Raw genomic sequence first — 22222 nt, 5'->3', positions numbered from 1 at the left:
TTAATCGCCTCCCATTATCAGATAGAGCAAGGCCATCCGCACAGCCACCCCGTTGGTAACCTGCTCCAGAATCACCGAACGGCTGCCATCGGCAAGCTTGGGATCAAGCTCAACCCCCCGGTTTATCGGACCTGGGTGCATGATGATCGCCTCTGGCTTGGCGGCGTCGGCCACCTTTTGAGAAACTCCAAAAAATTTCGCATATTCCCGCAGGGACGGGAATAATGGGTCCTGCTGGCGCTCTTTTTGAATCCGCAGGGCCATGATCACGTCGGCCCCATCAACCGCGTCCAGCACGGTCCGGCTGACCTGGGCGCCCAAATCCTCGATGCCAGGAGGGATCAGCGTCGCCGGGCCGCTCACCGTCACGGTCGCCCCCATTTTGGAAAAACCGATGATATTGGAGTGCGCCACCCGGCTGTGGGCTATATCGCCAATAATGGCGATCTTGAGCCCCGCGATCCCGCCCTTGGCTTCCCGGACCGTCATCAGGTCGAGGAGACCCTGACTTGGATGCTCGTGGGTTCCGTCCCCGGCATTGATCACGGAGGCGTCGATATGATCGGCCAGCAGACGAGCCGAGCCTGAACGGGGATGCCGGAGGATAATGCAGTCCGGATTCATGGCGGCGAGATTCCGCGCGGTATCAATGAGGGTTTCCCCCTTCACCGTGCTACTCCCCGAATTGGAGATGTTGAAGGTGTCCGCGCTCATGCGCTTTGCGGCGACCTCAAAAGAAAGACGGGTCCGGGTGCTTGGCTCGAAGAAAAAATTGATGATGGTTTTACCGCGGAGGGTCGGGACTTTCTTTATGGCTCGGGAAGAAATTTCCTTGAACGATTCTGCGGTCTGCAAAACGGTCTGAATATCTTCCGCGGAAAAATCGGCAAGTCCAAGGACATGTTTGTGGCTGAATCGGTACTCGGGATTCATACGATTCTTTCCGTGCAAATATGAGATTGACGCCGCATCAATTCAGAATAGAAAAAACGGTCGCCTTTGGTCCAGAACTTTTTTTAAGAACCGTTAGGAAATAACTATTACTTTTCCCATCGCCGTTAACAGCAGCGTAAGCAGCGCTGCTGTTTTTTGCACAACGCTTAAGGAATTATTTTGCCGAGCCGGCTCCAGCGCACCGTAAAATTCGCACTGTCCCATGACCAGTACAGCATAAAAGCCTTGCCCCTGATGGCCTTGAGATCAACAAATCCCCAGAATCGGCTGTCGTGGCTGTTATCACGGTTATCCCCCATGACAAAAACGGAGCCGGACGGCACGGTGATCGGGGCCATATTGTCTCTGGGAGAAGGCAGAATCTCCGTATCCAGGTTCACGGCGTTTGGCTCCACAAAAGGTTCTCCGTTGACAAAGACCTTTTTGCGCACAACTTCAACCCGGTCCCCGGCAACCCCCACAACCCGCTTGATAAAATCCTGGGAAGGGTTTTGCGGATACTTGAAAACAATGACATCGTGCCGTTGGGGATCTCCCACGGTGATCCAGGCAGCCCCGCTCAGGGGGTTTTTCACACCATAGCCGAATTTGTTAACCAGGATGTGATCACCAACCAGTAAAGTTGGAATCATGGAACCGGAGGGAATTTTGAAAGCCTGCACCACAAAGGTTCTGATGAGAAATGCGAGCAGCAAGGCAATAATGATTGCCTCAGCATATTCACGCAAAACAGATTTTTCCATGCCCGGAGTCTTCTTCAACACGTTTAATCCTCGTCTCACAATTTGTTCATCCAGGAGATACAAGAGCCGTCAAGCGGCAGGACCGTCACCTGGAAAGGTTGCCACAAAATAAGCGAAGACCGAAATAAATACAAGGGGCGGAATACATCTGGCCAAGAAATCCTCTGAATTCCGGCCAAGAATAATCCTGAGTTATTCCCAGAGGTACGAACCACATGTAGTGGCCGCCATTTATGGCAAACACAACATATCGGTATTTTTAAGTTTTTTCGGCCAACCATCACCCTGGCCATCACTTCAATTACCTAATTTTATGAGAAAAATCCACAATCTATCGCTTACTTTATTCTTGACACCATGTTTCTTTTGTGTCTCTAATGCAATTAAATAGCTGAAATTATAATCAACTAGCGCAGTTAGAAAGTATTCCGCGCGGCAACCAAATAGTCGGCCTGCGGATGTGTACCGCCAGAAAATCTTGGTCACGGGGAGCTCATGGGCAAATCCGGTCTCAAAAAATTACAATTACCATCCTTGCATCTCCCTTTTCTCAAAAGGCAAACCCTTTCCATCGGCCTTGATATTGGCTCCCATGCCGTGAAAATCTGTGAACTGGCGGAAAAGGGCAACGGCTATGAACTCGTGGCCTTGGGCAGTGCCCTGCTCCCCCCCGATTCTCTTGAGGACGGCGCCTTGCAGGATCCGGCGGCCGTGGGCAAGGTCATCACCTCTCTGATCAACAACCTGAAAATAAAGAACAAAAAAGTCGCCATCTCCATCTCAGGGTACTCTGTCATCGTCAAAAAAATAAATCTGGCCGTGATGACCGAAGAGGAACTTGAAAAACATATCGAATCAGAGGCGGAGCAGTATATTCCCTTTGATATTGAAGACGTCTATCTGGATTTCCAGGATTTAAAAACAAACACCACGATGGAAGACCGCACGGATGTGATGCTGGTTGCGGCCAAACGTGATGTCGTGGACGGATATCTCAACATGTTGCGGGCGGCGGGCCTCCAGCCGGTTGTTGTTGACGTGGATGCCTTTGCCCTGGAAAATGCCTTTGAGGCAAATTTTAGCCTGGCGGACAATGTCGCCCTGGTGGATATTGGCGCCTCAAAAATGAACATCAATATCATCTCCCATGGCTCCTCAATTCTGGCCCGGGATGTTGTCCTCGGCAGTCGGCAGTTGACCGAACAGATAGAAAATCTTTTCGGAGTCAGCTTTGAAGAGGCAGAAGCCTTGAAAACAGGAGAGATCGTCTCTCAAGGAAAACAGGGGGAACTTGAAACCCTTTTTGCAAATACCTGTAGTCAGTGGGTAACAGAGGTAAAACGCGCCATTGATTTTTATTATTCCAATCATCCGGACGAAAGGATTTCGAAAATTGTCCTGAGCGGTGGCGGCGCAAAAATACAAGGTCTTACCGAATTCTTTGAAAAAGAGACCGATATCCCTGTGGAAATTTTCAACCCCTTCAAGCAAGCATCAGTGGATAGCAGAACCATTGATCCTTCCTATCTCAAAAGCATTGCTCCTGAAATGACTCTTGCTGCCGGTCTGGCAACAAGGCCGGTGGAGGTTTAACCCCCATGATCCGCATCAACCTCCTGCCGATCAGGCAGCTGAAAAAAAGAGCGCGCCTGAAAACCGAGCTGCTGGGGTTTTCCGCCGTCTTTGCGCTGGTATTGCTCGTTCTTGTTGTCGGCTGGTTTGCCTTATCCGGAAAAATTGCCAACCTACAGGAAGAGCTTGTTGCGCTTGACAAGAAAAAGCAGTCCTACCAGCCCATCATAAAACAAATTGACACCCTGAAAAAAGAAAAACAGATGGTGGAGCAGAAGCTGGACTCCATAAAAAAACTCCAGGCTGGCGCTCAGGTTACGGTGCGCGTCCTTGATGAGGTAGCCTCACGCACCCCGACAAGCCGCATGTGGCTCAGCTCCCTGCAACAGTCCGCCGGACGCTTGCAGCTGCAAGGCATTGCTCTGGATAACGAAACCATTGCTCAGTACATGCAACAACTGGAAGCCTCTGAATATTTTGAAAAGACGGAATTGACCAGCTCGGCGCAAACCGATGTTGCCAAACAGAAACTGAAATCTTTTTCTCTTACAATAAATGTTGTCGCACCGAACAGTTAACACTTTGGGCGGGAGAAGGCATGGCGCTTGACATAAAAACAATCCAGGCCGGAATCGAGAAATTTCTCGACAGCAAGGCAAGTCGGCTTGACATGAAGCAAAAGATGCTGATCGCCGCAGCAGCCTGCATTCTGCCCTGCGTGGCCTTCTTTTTTCTTGCCTATTCCCCGAAAACCAACGAAATAAAAAACCTTGAAACACAAAAGGCCGGGATCGAAGAGGAAATTCGGAAAGTAGAAAAAATCGCCAACGACCTCGACAAGCACAAGGCTGAAATGGCGGAGGTTCAACGGCAGTTTGCCGAGGCATCCCTGTTGTTGCCCGATGAAAAAGAAATCCCCTCGCTCCTGGCCACCATTTCCGGACAGGCCACCGCTTCGGGCCTTGAGGTTCTTTCCTTCAAGCCGCTTGCAGAAAAACCGCAGCAATTTTTCGCGGAAATCCCTGTGGATATCGGGGTGCAGGGCCCATACCATAATGTGGGCGTTTTTCTTGACAAGATCAGCAAGCTCCCCCGTGTCGTCTCCGTGAACAACATTAAGATGGATTCCCCCAAGCAGACGGGCGGAGAAATGATCCTGAATTCAACATTTCAACTTGTTACCTACCGCTTTCTCGACCCCGCTGAAATTGATGCCAACGCGAAGAAAGATGCAAAAGGGAAAAAGTAACGACGAGAACCACTCATCATGATGAACAGCGTGTACCCAAAAAATAATTTCCTCGCGGTTGTCCTTGCCACATGCGTGTGCTGTCTGGCCGCTTGGGGTGTTGCTTTTGCCCAGACCGAAACCGTCCCGCCTGGCGGCGACGCTGCTCCCGCCAGTACGGACCCACAGGCCTTGGAAGCAACCCTGGCAAGCGGGCAGACGCCGCCTTTTGTGTATAACAGAGAAAGACCAGATCCCTTTTTCCCGTTTCTCACCCAAGAAATCATGAAGGCCGAGGCCAAGGCCAAAGCCGAACTGACTGGAACACAAAAATTTGAACCAGCTCAGTTGACCCTGGTCGCCATCGTTTCCGGCAAACGCGGCTTCCTGGCCATGGTGCAGGATGCCTCCGGCATCGGCTATGTGCTCCGAAAAGGCACAAAAATTGGAGAAACAGGCGAAGTTCTCCAAATAACGCCAGACAAGGTAATCATCGAGCAAGTAAAAAATGTGACCGGTGAACGCACATCCCGCAAAATTGAAATGACCTTAAGCAAAGAGGGAGAAAAATAATGACACCCCTTATTACCCGCCTGAAATGTATCTCTGCCGGGCTGATGATATTCTGTTTTCTTGTAACCGGGACAACTTTTGCTCAAAAACCCGGCGCCCAGACAAAAACGGCCTACACCATATCAGGCATTACCCTTGACCAAACTGCCGATGGCTTGCAACTGGTTGTTCAGGGGAAAACCCCACCCACCTACACGATGTACGAACTCTTCGATCCCCTGCGGATCGTACTGGACATTGCCGATGCAAAGCTCCTGGACTCTACGGTGATTCCGGTCAATCTGCCGCAAGGGCCGGTGCAGGATATTAAAAATATCGCCTTAACCGATCAGGAACCGGCCATCGCCCGGCTGGAGATATACCTCTCCGACGACCCAGCCTATACCATCGAAAGAAAGGGGAACAATATCGTCGTCAGTTTTGCAAAGACAATGCCTCTGCCCCCCCAAATCGTGCAGGCGGCAACCGAAGCCGAAGCGGAACCGCAACCCGCCATCATTACCAACCCGTCGGCACGCCCGGCATCAATGCTTCAGGACATTGAGATTGACACCACCAACCCGGCTGAAACCCAAGTCTTTATCAAAACGAACGGCCCCATCGCTAGTTTTCAAAAAGCCCATCTCGTTAAAAGCGGTGGCCGCCCGGACAGAATGTATATCGACATTGCCAACCTCGCGCTCCCTCGCGGAAACACCTTGCAACACACGGTCGGGACAGCCCTGGCAAAAATCCGCGCGGGACAGCGTAAGTCTGCGGTGCGCATTGTTTTTGATTCCGGCCTCAAGGAGTTGTTCACCTATGAGGTGGAAAACAGGCCCGATGGCTTGCTGGTGAAAATCGCCGAGCCTTCGGCGTCCGTTGCCGCGCCCATCGTGGCCGGCATCATCAAGCAGGAGGCGGCCAAACAACCAGAACCCCAGCGCATTACAACCAAAATGCTTCCTTCGCAGCCGGAACCTCCTCCAGCCCTGCCTGCGGAGGTTGCACTTCCGGAGGTGACAGCAGGCCCGGCCCCAGAGGCAATCGCCCAGGAGTTGATCGTTCCCAAGTTCACCAGCGCACAGGCGAAACCAAAAACCGTTGCACCCAAAACGGCCCAGGCGCCCAAGATAGCCAAGGCTGCTGCGACCGCACCTACCCAGAAGGCTTCAGAGAAAACCAGCAAAGCAGATTCCTTTGCGTTTGCCGGATATGAAAAACAAAAAATCACTGTGGATTTCTTTAAAATTGATCTCCACAATGTGTTCAGGCTGTTCGGTGAAATAAGCGGACAAAATATTGTTGTGGACGAAGGAGTCACCGGAACCCTGACGCTTGCGCTCAACGATATTCCTTGGGACTTTGCCCTGGACATCATTCTCAACCTCAAAGAACTGCAAAAAGAGGAACGGTTCAACACCATCGTCATCTCGCCGAAAGCCAAACAGTTCCAATGGCCGAAAGCCGCCACGGAAGCAGTTGCCATCAAAGGAGGCGAAAGGATTGAGGCCATCTCCGTAAAGCAGCGCCTGGAGACGCCTAAAGGGGTTGTCGAAGCAAAAACCCTCATCCAGCAAGCCACTGCCGCTGAAAAAAATGGCCAGCTCGAGAAGGCTTTGTCTCTCTATGAAGCAGCCTTCAACAAATGGCCGGAAAACGCCCAACTTGCAAGCCGCATCGCCTCGCTCTGCCTCACCCAACTCGGGCTGAATGCCAAGGCCGTGCACTATGCCAAGGCAACGCTGACCCTTGAACCCGCCAACGCCGAAGCCGCCCTGCAGGCAGCCATTGGCTCGGCCAACATGAAGAAAACCGAAGCGGCCAAAACATATTTTGACTTGGCCATCAGCGGGGAAACGCCGGCCAGCGAAGCGCTGATCAGCTACGCTTCCTTTGCCGAAGAGTACCAGAGTTATAATGGCGCCCTGGCCCTCCTTGCCAGACACGAAGCCCTGTTTGGCGATACTCTGGACACCCTGGTGGCCAAGGCCCGCATTCTTGACAAACTTGGCCATTCCGCCCAGGCTGTGGCGGCATACAATGCTGTTCTCCTTTCCGGGTACACGATACCGGAAGATTTGCAGCAGTTCATCAAAGGAAGGATTGCCGCGGCAAATTGACATACAGGTTGAGGCGTTTTCGGTTTTTACCTGAAATTTGATGGTCTCGTAAAAAGGGGACGATGACACAGGTCCGTAACATAATTGAAAAAGTTACAGAGCGACCACTGTTGTAAGCGCGGCTTTTTTTGCGATTTCAACAAATTTCTTTCACCTCAAAAAAAGTATAAAGACTGCCATCATGAAAAAGAAAACTCAAAGCGTTGTTACCTTATTTGTCTGGGCTGCGGTCTGCCTGCTGCTCAATACCGCCTGCGCCCCAGCCGCCAAAACCGCGGCAACGCAAGATCCGCTTGCGGCAAAGTCTTCGGCGGCAGCAAAACAGGCTAAGAATCTGGAAGCAGGCCAGTTGCCGGTCCGCTTCCAGAAACCGGCGTATATGCTGGGAGAATCTTCCACCCAAAATATTGGGACGGGGGGTACCGAAGGCCTTACTATCCCGGTTGGCGCCGATATTTCCTCCAATACCGGTCCGGTGGCGTTGCGCGACATCATGAAACGGCTGGCTGCCCTGAAGGGCATGAACATCAGCTGGGCAAGCGACGTTGACCAGATGGCCGTGGTGGATGTGGATATCCGGGCGGAGGATGATTTTTTCAAATCACTGGAAAATATCCTCCGGCAAAAAGATTATTTCCACGAAGTTCAGGGCAATACCATCGTGGTCAAGTACCGAGAAACCAGAAAATTCCATGTGGCCATGCCTTTTCTCAAGTCCACCTACAACACCGGAGTCGGTGGCGATGTCCTGGGAAGCAGCGCAACGACCACTACTTCCAGCAGTGTTAAAGGCAACATCCAGCTTACCAGTAGTGACAACCAATTTGATATCTGGGACAATATCAAAAAAAATCTCGACCAGATGCTGGAAATCTGGGAGGAAACTACTCCTCCGCCTGCTCCTGCTGCAGCAGGCTCTGCACCCCAGGCTGGCGCTGCTTCCCCTGCCCCAGCAGGGACCAAACGCAATGTGCAGGCAGGGAAGGGGTATTACAGCATCGACAAGCCCATTGGCCTGATCACCGTGACCGCTCCACGCCCCCTTGTTGAGAAGATTGCCACCTATATTGATAATCTCAAATCAGAAATCTACCGACAGATTTCCATCGAGGCTAAAATCGTTGAGGTTGGCATCGATGATACCTCCACCCGGGGCATTGACTGGAGCCAGTTCCTCTCCGGCAAGGTGCTTGATGTCACTCTATTCGGCGCCCCATCTTTAGGAATTGCTTCCACTACTAACGGGATTATCTATGATCCAAACCGTGATCTGCGAGGTCGAGGGGTGAGCCAAGTTTCCATTGGCCCCAATCCCTTCTCTCTGGCCCTTGATTTTCTGGACAAACAAGGCCCCTCCAAGGTGCTGGCCAATCCAAAATTAAGCGTGATGAACGGCCAACCAGCCCTGATCTCTGCGGGTGATAGTATTAAATATATCGACAAAGTAGAATCACGCACCGACGGCACGACTGGCGCTGTAACCTACAGCGCGACAACAGCAACCCTCATGTCTGGCCTTGGTATGTCGGTGATTGCAGTCATCATGGATAACGACGAGATTATCCTCACTTTGACCCCGGTCACCTCAAAACTCGAAGGCAATACCGTGCTTTACGAACCTATTGGACCGGCATCTGGAAGCGCAGGCAGAGTCGGTGTTCCAAGAATCAAGCTCCGGGAGATGAACACCACCGTTCGTATCAAGAGCGGGGAGGTTCTGGTTATAGGGGGGCTAATCGACAATGCCGAAACCGAGGATAGTAAGAAAGTTCCGTTCTTGGGCGATATCCCTGGGCTTGGCAATCTCTTCTCCCATTCAGCCAAAATTACCAAGAAAAACGAACTGGTTATCATGCTGCAACCAAAAATTCTTTAGATTTTCCAGCTAGAATTACACACAAAAAAAGCCCGGCAAATGCCGGGCTTTTTTTATTCCTCAACTCTCCAGAACATCTATTGCTGTTCCGCCGCCTTCTGCTTTTTTGAATTTTCATACAGGGCATGAAAATTGATCGGCTCCATGAGAAAAGGGATAAACCCGCCATCCACCGAAACCTGGCTGATTATCTGTCGAGTAAACGGGAAGAGCAGCGCCGCGCATTCCACCGACAAGACCGGCGCCATATGCTCCTCCGGGATATTTTTCAGCAAAAACACCCCAGCATGCTCGACCTCGATGATAAAAAGCGTTTTCTCGGTCTGACTGTTGGTCACCTTGGCGGTAATAGCCAGGGTGACCTCATAATGGTCTTCCGTTTCCAACTTCCGGTGCTTCAAGCCCAGGTTCACATCAACCTTGGGTTCGCCTTTGGCAAGAAAAACATCCGGAGCCTCGGGATTTTCAAAGGATAAATCCTTGAGATACATTTTCTGCAACCGGAAAATTGGTGGTTGCGGAGCCTGAGCGTCCTCTTTATTCTCTTCTGCCATGATTCGCAATTCCTTGTCTGAGTTTCTGTATGGCAACCGCCACGTTTCAACCTGCTTAGTATACCGCACTCCATTCTTTATAATGAAATATGCCGAAACTTCAACGGGTCTTTTTAATTTTCCGCCGAATCGCCGGAAGCTTCCTCAGGTGACTAGGTTTGGACTTTTCGCATTAAGACTCTAAACCCTTTCTACCAGAATCTTCTTGAGAAAGTATCCAGTGTACGATTCCTCAACCCGGGCCACCTCCTCGGGGGTGCCCTGGGCGACAATGGCACCGCCTTGATCCCCGCCCTCCGGGCCGAGGTCGATGAGATGATCGGCAGTTTTGATCACATCGAGATTGTGTTCGATGATGACCACGGTGTTGCCGCTTTCCACCAGCCGGTTCAGCACATGGAGCAGATGCTGGATGTCCGCCGGATGAAGCCCGGTTGTCGGTTCATCCATGATGTACAGGGTTCTGCCGGTGCTTCTTTTGCTCAGCTCCTTGGCCAGCTTTATCCGCTGCGCCTCGCCCCCGGACAGGGTCACGGAGGACTGGCCCAGGGCAAGATACGACAGCCCCACCTCCAGCAAGGTTTGCAGCTTGCCCTTGATCTGGGGGACCTTGGCGAAAAAGGCCAGGGCCTCCTCCACGTTCATGGCCAGGATCTCGGCGATATTCTTACCCCGATAGGTAATGTCCAGGGTGTCGGGGTTGTAGCGTTTGCCGCCGCAGGCCTCGCAGGTCACATAGATGTCCGGCAGAAAATGCATGGCGATCTTGATCACCCCCTCGCCCTCACAGGCCTCGCACCTCCCCCCCTTCAGGTTAAAGCTGAAGCGGCCCGGCTGATAGCCCCGAGCCCGCGCCTCGGGCAACCGGGCCAGAAGCTCGCGCACCGGGGTAAGCAACCCGGTATAGGTGGCGGGATTAGAGCGGGGTGTACGGCCGATGGGGCTCTGGTCGATGTCGATCACCTTGTCGACCTGCTCCAAACCCTCAAAGGCACAGCCTTTGCCGGATTGCCCCTCGGGGTGCGCGAGAAAATTGACCGCTCCCTTGAACAGGGTCTCGATCACCAGCGAACTCTTGCCCGAGCCGGAAACCCCGGTGACGCAGGTCATCAGGCCAATGGGGATGCGGACATCGATCTTTTGCAGGTTGTTGGCCGTGGCCTGCCGGATGGTGAGCCAGGCTTTTTTCGAACCGGGCCGCCGCCGCTTTTTGGGAATCGGGATGGACAAGCGCCCGGAGAGATAACCGCCGGTGATGGATGCTTCGTGACGCAACAGCCCCGCCACCTCGCCGTTGTAGACCACCTCCCCCCCATGCACCCCGGCACCCGGGCCCATGTCCAGCACATGATCCGCCGCCCGGATGGTATCCTCGTCGTGCTCCACCACCAGCACGGTATTGCCCAGATCCCGCAGCCGGGTCAGGGTGTTGATGAGCCGGGCATTGTCCCGCTGGTGCAGACCGATGCTCGGCTCATCGAGAATGTACAAGACCCCGGCCAGCCGCGAACCGATCTGGGAGGCGAGCCGGATCCGCTGGGCCTCGCCGCCGGAGAGGGTTGCCGCCTTGCGGGCCAGCGAGATGTAGCCCAAGCCCACATCATGCAAAAAGGAAAGCCGATCCAAAATCTCTTTCAGTATCCGCTCGGCGATGAACAGCTCCTGCTCCGTCCAGGCAAGGGATGGCAGGATTTCCATGAGCCCCCCGATACTCTGGCTGGTCAGCCCATGGATATTCCACTCCCCGATCCGGACGGCCAGGGCCTCGGGCCTGAGCCTCGCCCCATGACAGGCCGGGCAGTCCTGCTCGTTCATGTACTGTTCCAGCTCTTCCCGCACCGAGCCGGAGCCGGTCTCCAGATACCGCCGGGCCAGCTGCGGGAGAATCCCTCCAAAGGGCTTGCGGTGGGTATGCAGCCGGCGAAAACGCACATAGTCGAAGGATACATCCTCAAAGCCACTCCCGTGCAGAATAACCTCCTTGGCCCGTGCGGGCAGATCGGCAAACGGGGTGTCCAGGGAGAAACCGTATCGTTGAGCAAGCCCTGCCATGAGCTCTTGCGTATAGGTGGAGGGCGAGTTGGACTGCCAGGGAAGAATGGCCCCCTGGTTGAGGCTGAGACGCGGGTTGGGCACCACCAGCTCGGGATCGAAAAACTGCTTCACCCCCAGACCCCCGCATTCCGGGCAGGCGCCCTTGGGGTTGTTGAAGGAAAAGAGCTGGGTGGTCAGTTCGGGCAGGCTCTTGCCGCAGCGGACGCAGGCGGCATGCTCGCTGTAGAGGATCTCCTTGCCGGCCTCCGGCAACTGCACCAACAAAAAACCCTGGCCCAACTGCACGGTGGTGGCCACGGAATCGGACAACCGCCTGGCAACCGAGGGCTTGATCACCAGCCGGTCCACCACCGCCTGGATGGTATGACGCTTGTTCTTTTCCAGGACGATCTCCTCGGCCAGATCGCGGACCTCCCCGTCGATCCGCGCCCGGACATACCCCTCCCGCCGGAGTTTTTGCAGCACCGCCTGGTGCTCGCCCTTTTTCCCGTCCAACAGCGGGGCCAGCAGGACGATCTTGGTCCCCTCCGCAAGGGCAAGCAGGCTTGCCACCATGTCCTGCACGGACTGGGGCCGGATCTCCTCGCCGCACTCCGGGCAATAAGGCCTGCCCACCCTGGCAAAGAGCAAGCGCAGATGATCGTAGATTTCGGTGATGGTCCCCACCGTGGAGCGGGGGTTCCGGCTGGTGGTCCGCTGCTCGATGGACACCGCCGGAGAAAGCCCCTCCAGCGAATCCACCTCTGGCTTTTCCATCTGCCCCAGAAACTGCCGGGCATAGGTGGAGAGCGATTCCACATAGCGGCGCTGTCCTTCGGCATAGAGGGTGTCAAAGGCCAGCGAAGATTTGCCCGAACCGCTCAAGCCGGTGAAAACCACCAGCCTATTGCGGGGCAGATCCACGCTGATATTTTTCAGGTTGTGCATCCGCGCACCACGGATGCTGATGTATTTCGGTTCCATGGAACACCAATTGGCAGTTCACAACGAATGGCGCTGTTTTTTGCGCGCCGTAATAACTCACATTAATCATCAATCGTGAGAGCACAATAACGAGCTATCCCTTTCTCACCATTCTGGCCGCGAAAAAACCATCCAGCCCCTGCTCGGGGGTGGTTTTTAAAAAACCCTTCCCATCGCAGAAGCCCCTGGCCGCTTCGGGCAGATATTCCTGCGCCGGGGTAATTGAGAATCCGGAATGTCCGTCTATAAAGGCACCAATCACCTCGTCATTTTCCTTAGGATCAATGCTGCAGGTCGCATAGACGAGCACGCCTCCTTTTTCGACAAGCCCTGCCGCAGCTCCCAGCAACTCCCGTTGCCTATTCTGATAGCCCTGCAATGCCTCCAGCGATCGCTGCCAGCGGATATCAGGCTGCCGCCGGATAACGCCAAGCCCGGAACAGGGGGCATCAACGAGAACGCCGGCAAAGCCGCCCTGACGCTGTTCGGAAAAATCTTGGAGCGTTCCCCCGTGAATTTCTATTTCCGGCCCACCAAGGCGATGTAAATTGTCTCTAAGCAGGGCCTGACGTTTCAGACTGGGCTCCACCGCCACCACCGTGGCGCTGTCCGGCACCAGCTGCGCCAGATGCAGGGTCTTGCCGCCAAGCCCTGCACAGCCGTCAAGATATCTGGCGTTGGAAAACGGAGCCAGTAATTGGCTGACCAGCTGGGCCGCCTCATCCTGCACCACAAAAAAGCCTTCCCCATAACCGGGCAGGGCGGTAACCGAGCCCTGAAAATTATTGATCCGCACCGCATCCTGGGCAAAAAGGCCGCGCTCGCATTCAATCGCATTTTCCCGCAGAAGGGCCAGCCAATCGTCTGTGGTAATGCGGCGACTGTTCACCCGCACCACCAACGGTGGCGAGGTATTGTTTATCCAGCAGATTTGCCGGGTACGTTCCGGGCCGAACAGCGCTTCCCAACGCGCCACCAGCCAGGCCGGATGGCTCAACACCGCCGCCGCCTCGTCGGGCGCGGGCAAGGATGCTCTCTGTCTGACCATGGCACGGAGCACCCCGTTGACAAAGCCGGTGAGCCATTTCGGCTGCCGGGCCAATTTCAAGGCCTGCACCGTTTCATTGATCGCCGCCGATTCCGGTATCCGATCCAAAAAAACCAACTGATACAGGCCGACCCGCAGGGCCGTTACGGTGAGAGGCTTCATGGTCCGCAGGGGATGGCTGGAAAATTTCTGGATAATTGCATCCAGATAGCCTTGCCAGCGGACAACCCCATAGACCAGGGCCATGACTAGTTGCCTGTCACGCGGGTCGTCCAGGGTCTCGCTGGACAACATGCTTTCCAGCACCTGATCCAGGGGCTCCTGCGATTTCTCCCAGGCAAGGAGTGTATCCATCGCTATTGTGCGGGAATTGATCATAAAATCTGTTTCACCTGCTTCATTTTGATCTCCGTGCTTCTGGGCCAATCTTATGCATCCCGATTACCGAAGCAAAGCGTCCGGTAACCCCTTCACGGCGGTAGGAGAAATAATTCCCATCGCAAACCGTGCAACACCCGGCGATCTCAATCTGTTCGATACGCACCCCTGTGTCGCGGAGCTGATCACGGCTGATGGCCCAAAAATCAAAATGATTGGGTTGTGCCTGATAGCCATGAAAGGCCGGTGGCAGTTCTTGTTGGTAGTTGACAAACTCCCCGCAGCATGGCCCAAGGGAGGGGCTGATAGCGGCAAATAAGCTGGCTGGCCGTGTGCCATATGCAACGGTCATGGCAGTCACGGTTTTGGCAATGATATTTGCCACGCTGCCCCGCCAGCCGGAATGGATGTTGGCCACGGCCCCGTGTTCCGGATCATAGAGCATGACCGCCTGGCAATCGGCCTGCTGGATCATCAGGCCGACTTCGGGGATATTTGTCATCAGGGCGTCATGGCCCGCATGCTCCACGTCCGCATCCGGTAGCCAGTCCACATTCAAAATACTGTCCCCATGCACCTGCTTGGCCGAAACCAGGCGCACCAGCCCAAGCTCTTCCTTGATCAACGCTCTGTTTTGCAGAACCCGCTCCTCTTCATCGCCAACATGCAGGCCGATATTGCGCGAATGATAGGGGGCCTCACTCGCACCCCCATGACGCGAAAACGTGGCGCTGGAAACTGCCGAGAGATGGGAGAAAAAAATCACGGAGGGCCTAGTTGTTGGGCTTGAAAAATAACTGGGGCGAGTTGCCCGCAAAAAAGTATGGGGAAGTCTGCTCACTGCAGCTGCTGACATATGTGAGCAGACGCAACATTTGATCAATATAAGCGGGTGCAGAATTTTTACAATCTCAAACAAAAAGAGGGAAGGGCTTGCGCCCTTCCCTCTTTTAGATATTACAAGAACAACAGGTACTACACAAGAGACCGGATTAAAAAGATGCCTCGAAGGTCAGGTACACCTGATTCATTGAATCAATGGGGGTGTAGAACTGAGCCATCATAGGATCGCTCTTCAAGTCTTCGATCTTGTGGGGCTCGCCCAACCAGAAGCCACTGCCGCTGTAGTTATACTCGTAATGCTGAACGCCAAGACGCATCCAGGCCTTGCCGTACTTGGAGACGGCCTCGCCACCTGGGATGTCGTAGATGCCGTACACCTCGTACACGTCACCGCGAGTAGCCAGCTTGGAGACATACATGTCGTCATGGCCAGGGGTCATGGCGATCCAGTACTTGGAACCGTGGTTGTACTCAGCCCCGACCTTCAGGCCGAGATCGTTCATGTCGTAGCGTACGCCGACATGAGCATTGTAGCCGTTGTGATTTTCCGGCTCATTCCACCACTCACCCAACAGGCTGGTACCCATCTCGTCCATGCCCTGGGCATCGGTGCGGCTCCAGGCTGCGCCAAGAAAGTAGTTCAGGTTCTGGAACTTGTCCGAGTACACGCCGGAGGTGTGGTAGATGTTACCCAGATTGGCACGGCCCAGCATCAAGTCTTTATCAGATTGCAACGGATTGTACTGGGTATTGTCAAGCTCCCAGGCAGCAAACTCCAGCGGATTGGCAAACTTGACGTTGTCCGGCACGTTGAAGATGTTGAAGGCGCCGAAGGACTGGAGGTAGAGGAAGCGGTTGCCCTTCTTGAAGACATCCCAGCTCACCCCGGCAAAATCCGTATCGTTGAGGGTACGGTTTTGGTCACTGTCCGGACCGGACTCAAAGCCACGACCGTAGCAGACCCGAACCCGGCCAGGGGCATCGGCCATGCCAAGGAGGTTGTTGTAGGCATAGCCCACGGAGATACCGTCGAAGGCATAATCCATGACCGCGCTGGGGGTGGCCATCCGCTCGTCGGAACCAAGCTTGATGTTGGCAGGCGGCCCGTCGGTGGTAGGCCTACGACCGATGGAAAACCAGACCGGGGAACCGCCGATGGCGTTCCAGTTAACAAAAGCGCGGTCAACCCGGAGGATGGAATCATTGGGGTTACGGGTGGTGGCGCCATCAAAGTTGCTCATGTAGCCGGCCAGAGCAAAAGGCCCGCCGCCCATGCCGTTGTTGTAAGAATAGTCAGCCGGGTTGTTCTGCATGCCCCAGGCCTTGTACATGGCCAAGCGGCCCTTGAACTCGACATTCTCCAGAGCCTTGGCCCGCATGTCCAGACGGAAACGGTTGGTCCAGATCGTGTCGTTGGCGTAATCCTGGGCAACGGTTGGATTGTACCCACCCACACCAAAAATAGCTGGGCGGCCAGTCATAGCAGAGAATACTGAGGCACGCGCTGCCGGACTCAAATTTTTCATAAAACCGACAAGAGACTGTGCGTCGGCAAAAGAAGCGGTTACGTTTCCAACAGTTGTTCCCGCAGGCATACCACCAAGCAAAGTGCCCACTTCCTGATTATAAAAAATTGCTGCTAAATCCGTTGCCTGTTTTGCGGCAGTAGCGGCATCACTTAAAGGAGTGAATGCAGCAGTTGCAGCTGCAATAAAATTAACCCGGGGTGTTACGGCTAGTGCCCCTGCAAAAGTTGCCAACGGTGTTGCCGTTGTCATACCAAACGCGGTAAGCAGGGCATCGACGTTTGCTGTGGAGCCAGCACTTAACACATCGACTACCCCGCGGCCAACATTCAAGGCCTCGTAATGCGCCGGGGTATCAGCCTTTGCGTAGTCCATGCGCGCACGGAAATCGCCGGAGAACTGGAAGCGGGAAGCCATGTCCCACTTGTCCGCCTTTGAATCAAAATCCTCGAACTTCTGGTCCTGCGAGGTCTTGATATCGGCCATCTGGGCCTTGAGGGCATTAAGCTGCTTGGTCAGAGCATCCATCTGAGCCTGCATGTCCGAGGTGGTTGCGGCTGCGCCGCCCGCACCTGCGGAAGCCATGGCAGGTAGAGCCAGAAGACCGGCCAGTGCCAATACAGAAATTTTTTTCACCATCCCACTTTCTCCTTAAGAAAATATTTGGTAATTTGGGGCGATTGCTCCCCCCTCCCTCTCGGTGGCATGCGACGTCCACATGCCCCCTATGGTTCATGCTCCCCCCTCGATGGTGGCAGCAAGATCGTGAACTGATTATTTAGCTGACAGCCGTAAGCTGGCAGCTCTCAGCTTGCAAGGCAACTCCCCATAAAAATATAAAGATTTGTACTTTGTTACCGCAGTATGGCGCGGTTGTCAAAATAAAAATGTATAAAATATGAATACCCCTTCAGGAAAAGGCTGAGGCCTGCCAGCCTTCAGCAGCCAGCTTGCTTGAAATTCGCTGACAAAATATGCTCCCCTGGCATCCTGCCGGCGAAGGACCGACGCCCCGCTCGTTCCCCTGCTGCCGCCTATCTCCCCTGTTGTTCGTAAAAAAATCTTGCCAGCCCTGCTTGCTATGTATTAAAGGATGAGGGCCTGAGATTCTTGTCTTATTCTCGAGCATTAAGACCACCCTGTACTGTTTAGTTTGGAAATGGTCTGGGTTTTCCCCCTCACCCCGGCCCTCTCCCGCGAGGGGAGAGGGGGTTATCCGCACGGCTTGGCAAATTCTTCCCTCGCGGGAGAGGGGTATCAGCAACGCACGACAAAATCTCCCCTCCCCTTGCGGGAGGGGTTGGGGGTGGGGGAAACGGCTATGAAGCCACGGCATCCCTTGCATGGCCGAGCAGGTGAACTGCGCCATAATCTTACTGACGCGGAACATCGACTCTGGCAGCATTTGCGGAACAGCCAGATTGAAGGTGTAAAATTCCGTCGTCAGCAACCAATTGAAAAGTATATCGTTGACTTTGTCTCTTTTGACAAACGAATCGTCATCGAGATTGATGGAGGACAGCATGCGGAAGCTGGGCACAAAGATCAACAGAGAGATGCCTGTCTTGCCATGAATGGATTCAACGTTTTGAGATTCTGGAATAACGAAGTCTTTGAAAATCTCGAAGGCGTGCTTGAGACCATCAGACATAAGTGCCTTTGAGGTAATTCCCCCACCCCCGACCCCTCCCGCAGGGGGAGGGGAGAGATAGAACACAAGGAACGCACATGTATTTTCAGGATATCATTCTCGAACTCAGCAGATTCTGGGCAGAACAGGGTTGCGCATTGCAACAGCCGTATGACATGGAAGTGGGGGCCGGCACCTTTCACCCGGCCACCTTGTTGCGGGCCTTGGGACCGGAGCCATGGAAGGTTGCCTATGTCCAACCCTCGCGTCGGCCAACCGATGGCCGTTATGGCGAAAACCCAAACCGGCTCCAGCATTACTACCAGTTTCAGGTGATGATCAAGCCGTCGCCCCCCAACATCCAGGATCTCTATATCGAGAGCCTCACCCGCTTCGGCCTCGACCCGTTGGCGCACGACATCCGCTTTGTCGAGGACGACTGGGAATCCCCGACCCTGGGCGCCTCGGGGTTGGGCTGGGAGGTGTGGCTGGACGGCATGGAGATCACCCAGTTCACCTACTTCCAGCAGGCTGGCAGCCTGGAGCTCTCTCCGATCACGGTGGAGGTGACCTACGGGTTGGAACGCATCGCCATGTATCTGCAAGGGGTGGACAGCGTCTACGATATCGCCTGGAACTCCCAGGTCTCTTACGGCGATATCTTTCATCAGGCCGAGGTGGAATTTTCCACCTTCAACTTCGAGCAGGCAAATGTGACGGCCCTGCTCTCGTTTTTCGACACCTTTGAGTCCGAGGCCCACCGGTTGCTGGATGCGGAGCTGATCCTGCCGGCCTACGACTACTGCCTCAAATGTTCGCACACCTTCAACCTGCTGGACGCACGAAAGGCCATCAGCGTTGCGGAGCGGACCCGGTATATCGGCAGGATCAGGAATATCGCCAGAAAGGTGGCAGAGAAGTTTGTGGCCCAGCGGGAGAAAATGGGATATCCGTTGATGAAGACACGAGACGAAAATCTGAGTTGATTGTGGCGGAAGTGCATGGGAATCGAACCCACCCACCAGGCTGTTAACCCGGTGCACCGGATTTGAAGTCCGGGAGAGCCACCAGTGCCCTTTCCACTTCCATCCGCTGTGCCAAGATATAATGTTGGCCGCAGGGAAACAACATTTTTCTTTTTTTAACAAAAGAGTCTGGGCAGCGGGAAAAAAATACGGTACATATGGCTCGACTTAGGGCAAGCATGGGGCTTGTTTTTTGGTGAGGTTGCGCCGGGGTTTTGAATTAGACAAAGGAGTACGTAACGATGGAATGCAAGCGCTTGCAGGGGCTTGTCAAATCATGGTATGCCCAAGTCCAGGAAGAATCCATGGCGCCCGCCCGCATGGTTTCCTTCATGGAAAAGCACATTGCCGAATGTGCCTTTTGTCTTGCAGATCCGCTGGTGCGACAAGATATTGTAAAAATAACCGCCATAATCCTGCCCCCGTCAAAGGTTCGTAAACCGAGCGGTGAGGAAGAAGGCGAACTTGTCGCCGGACCGGAGGAGGAATCAGACACCTCTGCGGACGATGACTTGCCCGGTGACGACGAGGCCGTAACCGAGGATGAGGAAACCGATGACGAAGCCGAGGCTCTTGAAGACGATGAGCTTGAGGACGACGATTTGGAGGATGACGATTAACTCCATCCCCTGATCACCGGACACAAAAAAAGCGCTCCCGAGGGGGCGCTTTTTTTATTGGTGAACAACCTGCCACAATTCATCACTCTGGTCCGGGCTGTCCTACATCCTGGTGCGGACTGCCTTTCCGCCTTCGAACGACCAGCGCTATAACAATCGCAACGCCGACAACAGGCGCCAACACGGGGGAAAAGGCAAAGAGCAGGGCCAGGAAGAAAACCGCCATCACCCCCAGCAAGACCATTGATGTACCCGCTAAAACCAGGGCAACAAGAGCCAATGCTCCCGCCCCTGCGAGTGCGGCAACCAACAACCCTCCCGTGGCAAAAGCAACTCCCGGCAGGCCGTGAATCTCTTCGCCATTCACCGTGAGTGTATAATCAAACTTTGCTGCGCCGAAATAATACAAGAGCAGCATGAGCGCGGCGGCAATAAACACCAGCCACAGAATAGTTTTTTTGAACACGGTGCTCTCCTTATACTGTAACGCCTAAACAACAAAGCAGTATTCGCCATAAAAAAAGCTCCCGTCCGATGTGCCGGCTGAGGTGCCGGATCGAAGCGAGAGCTTTTTTATATACTGCAACCCGCATAATTTCAACGAGTTATCTTAACAAATGGTGGCGATGCAGGGACTTGAACCCCGGACACTACGGATATGAGCCGTATGCTCTAACCAGCTGAGCTACATCGCCGTGCAAAAGAAAGTCCTTATATTCAAGATTTTGCGGCAATTGTCAACCACAAAAAAGCCCCCGGCATTTCCGCGCACGAAAAAACCGGGGGCTACTTGCAGTACAAAGATACTGGCGCGATGCGCGGCTTTTACATCATGCCGCCCATGCCACCCATGCCGCCCATGCCACCCATGCCGCCAGGCATGCCGCCGCCGGCACCACCCTTATCTTCCTCGGGGTGCTCGGCAATCATGCATTCGGTGGTGAGCAGCAGGCCGGAAACGCTGGCTGCGTTCTGCAGGGCAAACCGGGTTACCTTGGCAGGATCGATGACCCCAGCCTCAAGCAGGTCTTCAAACTTCTCGGTGTCCGCGTTGAAGCCCTTGGAGCCCTTCATGTTCTTGACATGCTCAACGATCACCGAACCTTCGAGGCCGGCGTTGTTGGCGATCTGACGCACCGGCTCTTCCAGAGCCCGAGCCACGATCTGCTTGCCAAGCTCCATTTCCGGGGAGAGCTTGAGTTTCTTGAGCGCGTCCAAGCAGCGCAGATAGGCAACGCCGCCGCCGGGGACAATACCCTCTTCCACTGCGGCGCGGGTAGCGTTCAGCGCGTCTTCCACCCGGGCCTTCTTCTCTTTCATCTCGATCTCGGTGGCTGCACCGACATTGATCACCGCAACGCCGCCGATCAACTTGGCCAGACGCTCCTGGAGCTTCTCGCGGTCGTAATCGGAGGTGGAGGATTCGATCTGGGCGCGGATCTGCTTGACCCGGGCGGCGAGACTTTTCTTGTCGCCGGCGCCGTCCACGATGGTGGTGGTGTCCTTATCCATGACAATGCGCTTGGCAGTGCCGAGGTCTTTGATGGTGATGTTCTCCAGCTTGATCCCGAGGTCTTCGGTGATCACCTGGCCGCCGGTGAGGGTGGCGATGTCTTCCAGCATGGCCTTACGACGGTCGCCAAAGCCGGGAGCCTTGACTGCCGCTACGCTCAGGGTGCCGCGCAGCTTGTTGACCACCAGGGTGGCCAGGGCCTCGCCGTCCACGTCCTCGGCGATGATGCACAGGGGACGGCCCATCTTGGCGATCTGCTCCAGGATGGGGAGCAGATCCTTCATGTTGCCGATCTTCTTCTCGTTGATCAGGATGAAGGGCTCGTCCAGGTTTACTGCCATCTTCTCGGCATCGGTGACAAAATACGGAGAGAGGTAGCCGCGGTCGAACTGCATGCCTTCGACCACGTCCAGGGTGGTCTCCATGCCCTTGGCCTCTTCCACGGTGATAACGCCTTCCTTGCCGACCTTGTCCATGGCCTCGGCGATGATGTTGCCGATGGTGGCGTCATTGTTGGCGGAGATGGTGCCGACCTGGGCGATTTCCTTCTGCTCCTTGGTGGGCTTGGCGATTTTCTTCAACTCTGCAACCACTGCCTCGACAGCCTTGTCGATGCCGCGCTTGATGTCCATGGGGTTGTTGCCAGCAGCAACCAACTTGGAACCCTCGGCATAAATGGCCTGGGCCAGGATGGTGGCGGTGGTGGTGCCGTCGCCGGCTACGTCGGAGGTCTTGGAGGCAACCTCCTTGACCATCTGGGCGCCCATGTTCTCGAAGCGGTCCTTGACCTCGATCTCCTTGGCAACGGAAACACCGTCCTTGGTGATGATGGGTGCGCCGTAGGATTTCTCGATCAGCACGTTGCGGCCCTTGGGACCAAGCGTTACCTTGACCGCGTTGGCCAGGATGTTGACGCCGTTGAGAATGGACTCGCGGGCTTTCACGCCGTATTTGATATCTTTTGCAGCCATAATATTAATTCTCCTTTCCGTCTAATCACAAAAAATTACACAACTTGT

Annotated in this window: 18 protein-coding genes and 2 tRNA genes; 9 read left to right on the top strand and 11 right to left on the bottom strand. The window is 54.5% G+C overall.

The genetic code is table 11. The features are described 5' to 3' along the window. Together ACZ46D_RS11940 and lepB are read right to left on the bottom strand one after the other, a co-directional pair. On the bottom strand, window positions 1–933 hold the full coding sequence (locus ACZ46D_RS11940) for an aspartate carbamoyltransferase catalytic subunit (protein ID WP_464927660.1): 933 nt from the start codon (window positions 931–933) through the stop codon (window positions 1–3). Between the two features lie 167 nt (window positions 934–1100). Beyond that, window positions 1101–1697 carry a signal peptidase I gene (lepB, locus tag ACZ46D_RS11935; protein ID WP_464927659.1) on the bottom strand — a complete coding sequence of 199 codons (597 nt, stop codon included), beginning with the start codon at window positions 1695–1697 and terminating at the stop codon, window positions 1101–1103. 495 nt (window positions 1698–2192) lie between these two features. Here lepB and pilM point away from each other — a divergent pair, with 495 nt between their 5' ends. The 6 genes from pilM to mshL all read left to right on the top strand — a co-directional run bounded on the left by pilM (window position 2193) and on the right by mshL (window position 9048). Further along, window positions 2193–3290 carry a type IV pilus assembly protein PilM gene (pilM, locus tag ACZ46D_RS11930; RefSeq protein ID WP_464927658.1) on the top strand — a complete coding sequence of 366 codons (1098 nt, stop codon included), beginning with the start codon at window positions 2193–2195 and terminating at the stop codon, window positions 3288–3290. Window positions 3291–3295: 5 nt separating this feature from the next. After that, on the top strand, window positions 3296–3847 hold the full coding sequence (locus ACZ46D_RS11925; RefSeq protein WP_464927657.1) for a PilN domain-containing protein: 552 nt from the start codon (window positions 3296–3298) through the stop codon (window positions 3845–3847). 20 nt (window positions 3848–3867) lie between these two features. Continuing rightward, window positions 3868–4518 carry a type IV pilus inner membrane component PilO gene (locus tag ACZ46D_RS11920; protein ID WP_464927656.1) on the top strand — a complete coding sequence of 217 codons (651 nt, stop codon included), beginning with the start codon at window positions 3868–3870 and terminating at the stop codon, window positions 4516–4518. Between the two features lie 171 nt (window positions 4519–4689). Beyond that, the gene (locus ACZ46D_RS11915; RefSeq protein WP_464927655.1) at window positions 4690–5070 is read left to right on the top strand and encodes a hypothetical protein; all 381 of its coding nucleotides are present in this window, start codon (window positions 4690–4692) and stop codon (window positions 5068–5070) included. Next, window positions 5070–7172 (top strand): AMIN domain-containing protein, encoded by a 2103-nt coding sequence (locus ACZ46D_RS11910; RefSeq protein ID WP_464927654.1) that lies wholly within the window; start codon window positions 5070–5072, stop codon window positions 7170–7172. Before ACZ46D_RS11915 ends, ACZ46D_RS11910 begins: the two co-directional genes overlap by 1 nt. Window positions 7173–7353: 181 nt before the next feature. Beyond that, on the top strand, window positions 7354–9048 hold the full coding sequence (gene mshL / locus ACZ46D_RS11905) for a pilus (MSHA type) biogenesis protein MshL (protein WP_464927653.1): 1695 nt from the start codon (window positions 7354–7356) through the stop codon (window positions 9046–9048). Window positions 9049–9125: 77 nt separating this feature from the next. On the opposite strand, the gene secB is transcribed toward mshL, so the two are convergent. From secB to ACZ46D_RS11880, 5 genes are all read right to left on the bottom strand, one after another. Beyond that, a complete protein-coding gene (gene secB, locus ACZ46D_RS11900) occupies window positions 9126–9602 on the bottom strand; it encodes a protein-export chaperone SecB (RefSeq protein WP_464927652.1) in 477 nt (158 codons plus the stop codon). Between the two features lie 180 nt (window positions 9603–9782). Further along, window positions 9783–12620: an excinuclease ABC subunit UvrA gene (gene uvrA, locus ACZ46D_RS11895; protein WP_464927651.1), complete on the bottom strand. Its 2838-nt coding sequence runs from the start codon at window positions 12618–12620 to the stop codon at window positions 9783–9785. A 94-nt stretch (window positions 12621–12714) separates the two neighbouring features. Then, window positions 12715–14046: a 16S rRNA (cytosine(967)-C(5))-methyltransferase RsmB gene (gene rsmB / locus ACZ46D_RS11890; RefSeq protein ID WP_464927650.1), complete on the bottom strand. Its 1332-nt coding sequence runs from the start codon at window positions 14044–14046 to the stop codon at window positions 12715–12717. 19 nt (window positions 14047–14065) lie between these two features. After that, entirely contained in the window at window positions 14066–14812 is a 747-nt protein-coding gene (gene pgeF / locus ACZ46D_RS11885) for a peptidoglycan editing factor PgeF (RefSeq protein WP_464927649.1), read from the bottom strand. Window positions 14813–15038: 226 nt separating this feature from the next. Then, window positions 15039–17000, bottom strand: coding sequence for a DUF3373 family protein (locus tag ACZ46D_RS11880; protein WP_464927648.1), 1962 nt, complete (start codon window positions 16998–17000; stop codon window positions 15039–15041). A gap of 736 nt (window positions 17001–17736) precedes the next feature. On the opposite strand from ACZ46D_RS11880, the gene ACZ46D_RS11875 reads away from it, so the two are divergent. Continuing rightward, window positions 17737–18078, top strand: a complete 342-nt coding sequence (locus ACZ46D_RS11875; protein ID WP_464927647.1) for an endonuclease domain-containing protein — start codon at window positions 17737–17739, stop codon at window positions 18076–18078. Between the two features lie 65 nt (window positions 18079–18143). Next, window positions 18144–19031: a glycine--tRNA ligase subunit alpha gene (glyQ, locus tag ACZ46D_RS11870; protein ID WP_464927646.1), complete on the top strand. Its 888-nt coding sequence runs from the start codon at window positions 18144–18146 to the stop codon at window positions 19029–19031. A gap of 3 nt (window positions 19032–19034) precedes the next feature. Here the strand turns inward: glyQ and ACZ46D_RS11865 are convergent. Further along, a tRNA-Sec gene (locus ACZ46D_RS11865) sits at window positions 19035–19132 on the bottom strand. 180 nt (window positions 19133–19312) lie between these two features. Between ACZ46D_RS11865 and ACZ46D_RS11860 the strand changes: the two genes are divergently transcribed. Beyond that, the gene (locus ACZ46D_RS11860; RefSeq protein WP_464927645.1) at window positions 19313–19690 is read left to right on the top strand and encodes a hypothetical protein; all 378 of its coding nucleotides are present in this window, start codon (window positions 19313–19315) and stop codon (window positions 19688–19690) included. 82 nt (window positions 19691–19772) lie between these two features. Here ACZ46D_RS11860 and ACZ46D_RS11855 read toward each other — a convergent pair whose 3' ends face one another. The 3 genes from ACZ46D_RS11855 to groL form a co-directional block, all read right to left on the bottom strand. Then, window positions 19773–20156 (bottom strand): hypothetical protein, encoded by a 384-nt coding sequence (locus ACZ46D_RS11855; RefSeq protein WP_464927644.1) that lies wholly within the window; start codon window positions 20154–20156, stop codon window positions 19773–19775. A gap of 152 nt (window positions 20157–20308) precedes the next feature. After that, window positions 20309–20385, bottom strand: a tRNA-Met gene (locus ACZ46D_RS11850). Window positions 20386–20515: 130 nt separating this feature from the next. Next, window positions 20516–22174: a chaperonin GroEL gene (gene groL, locus ACZ46D_RS11845; RefSeq protein ID WP_464927643.1), complete on the bottom strand. Its 1659-nt coding sequence runs from the start codon at window positions 22172–22174 to the stop codon at window positions 20516–20518. Window positions 22175–22222 lie beyond the last annotated feature (48 nt).

It is taken from the genome of Thiovibrio sp. Mzg5, assembly GCF_055379285.1.
Note: the sequence above shows the minus strand (reverse complement) of the source record. Positions and strands in the feature narration are given on the sequence as shown.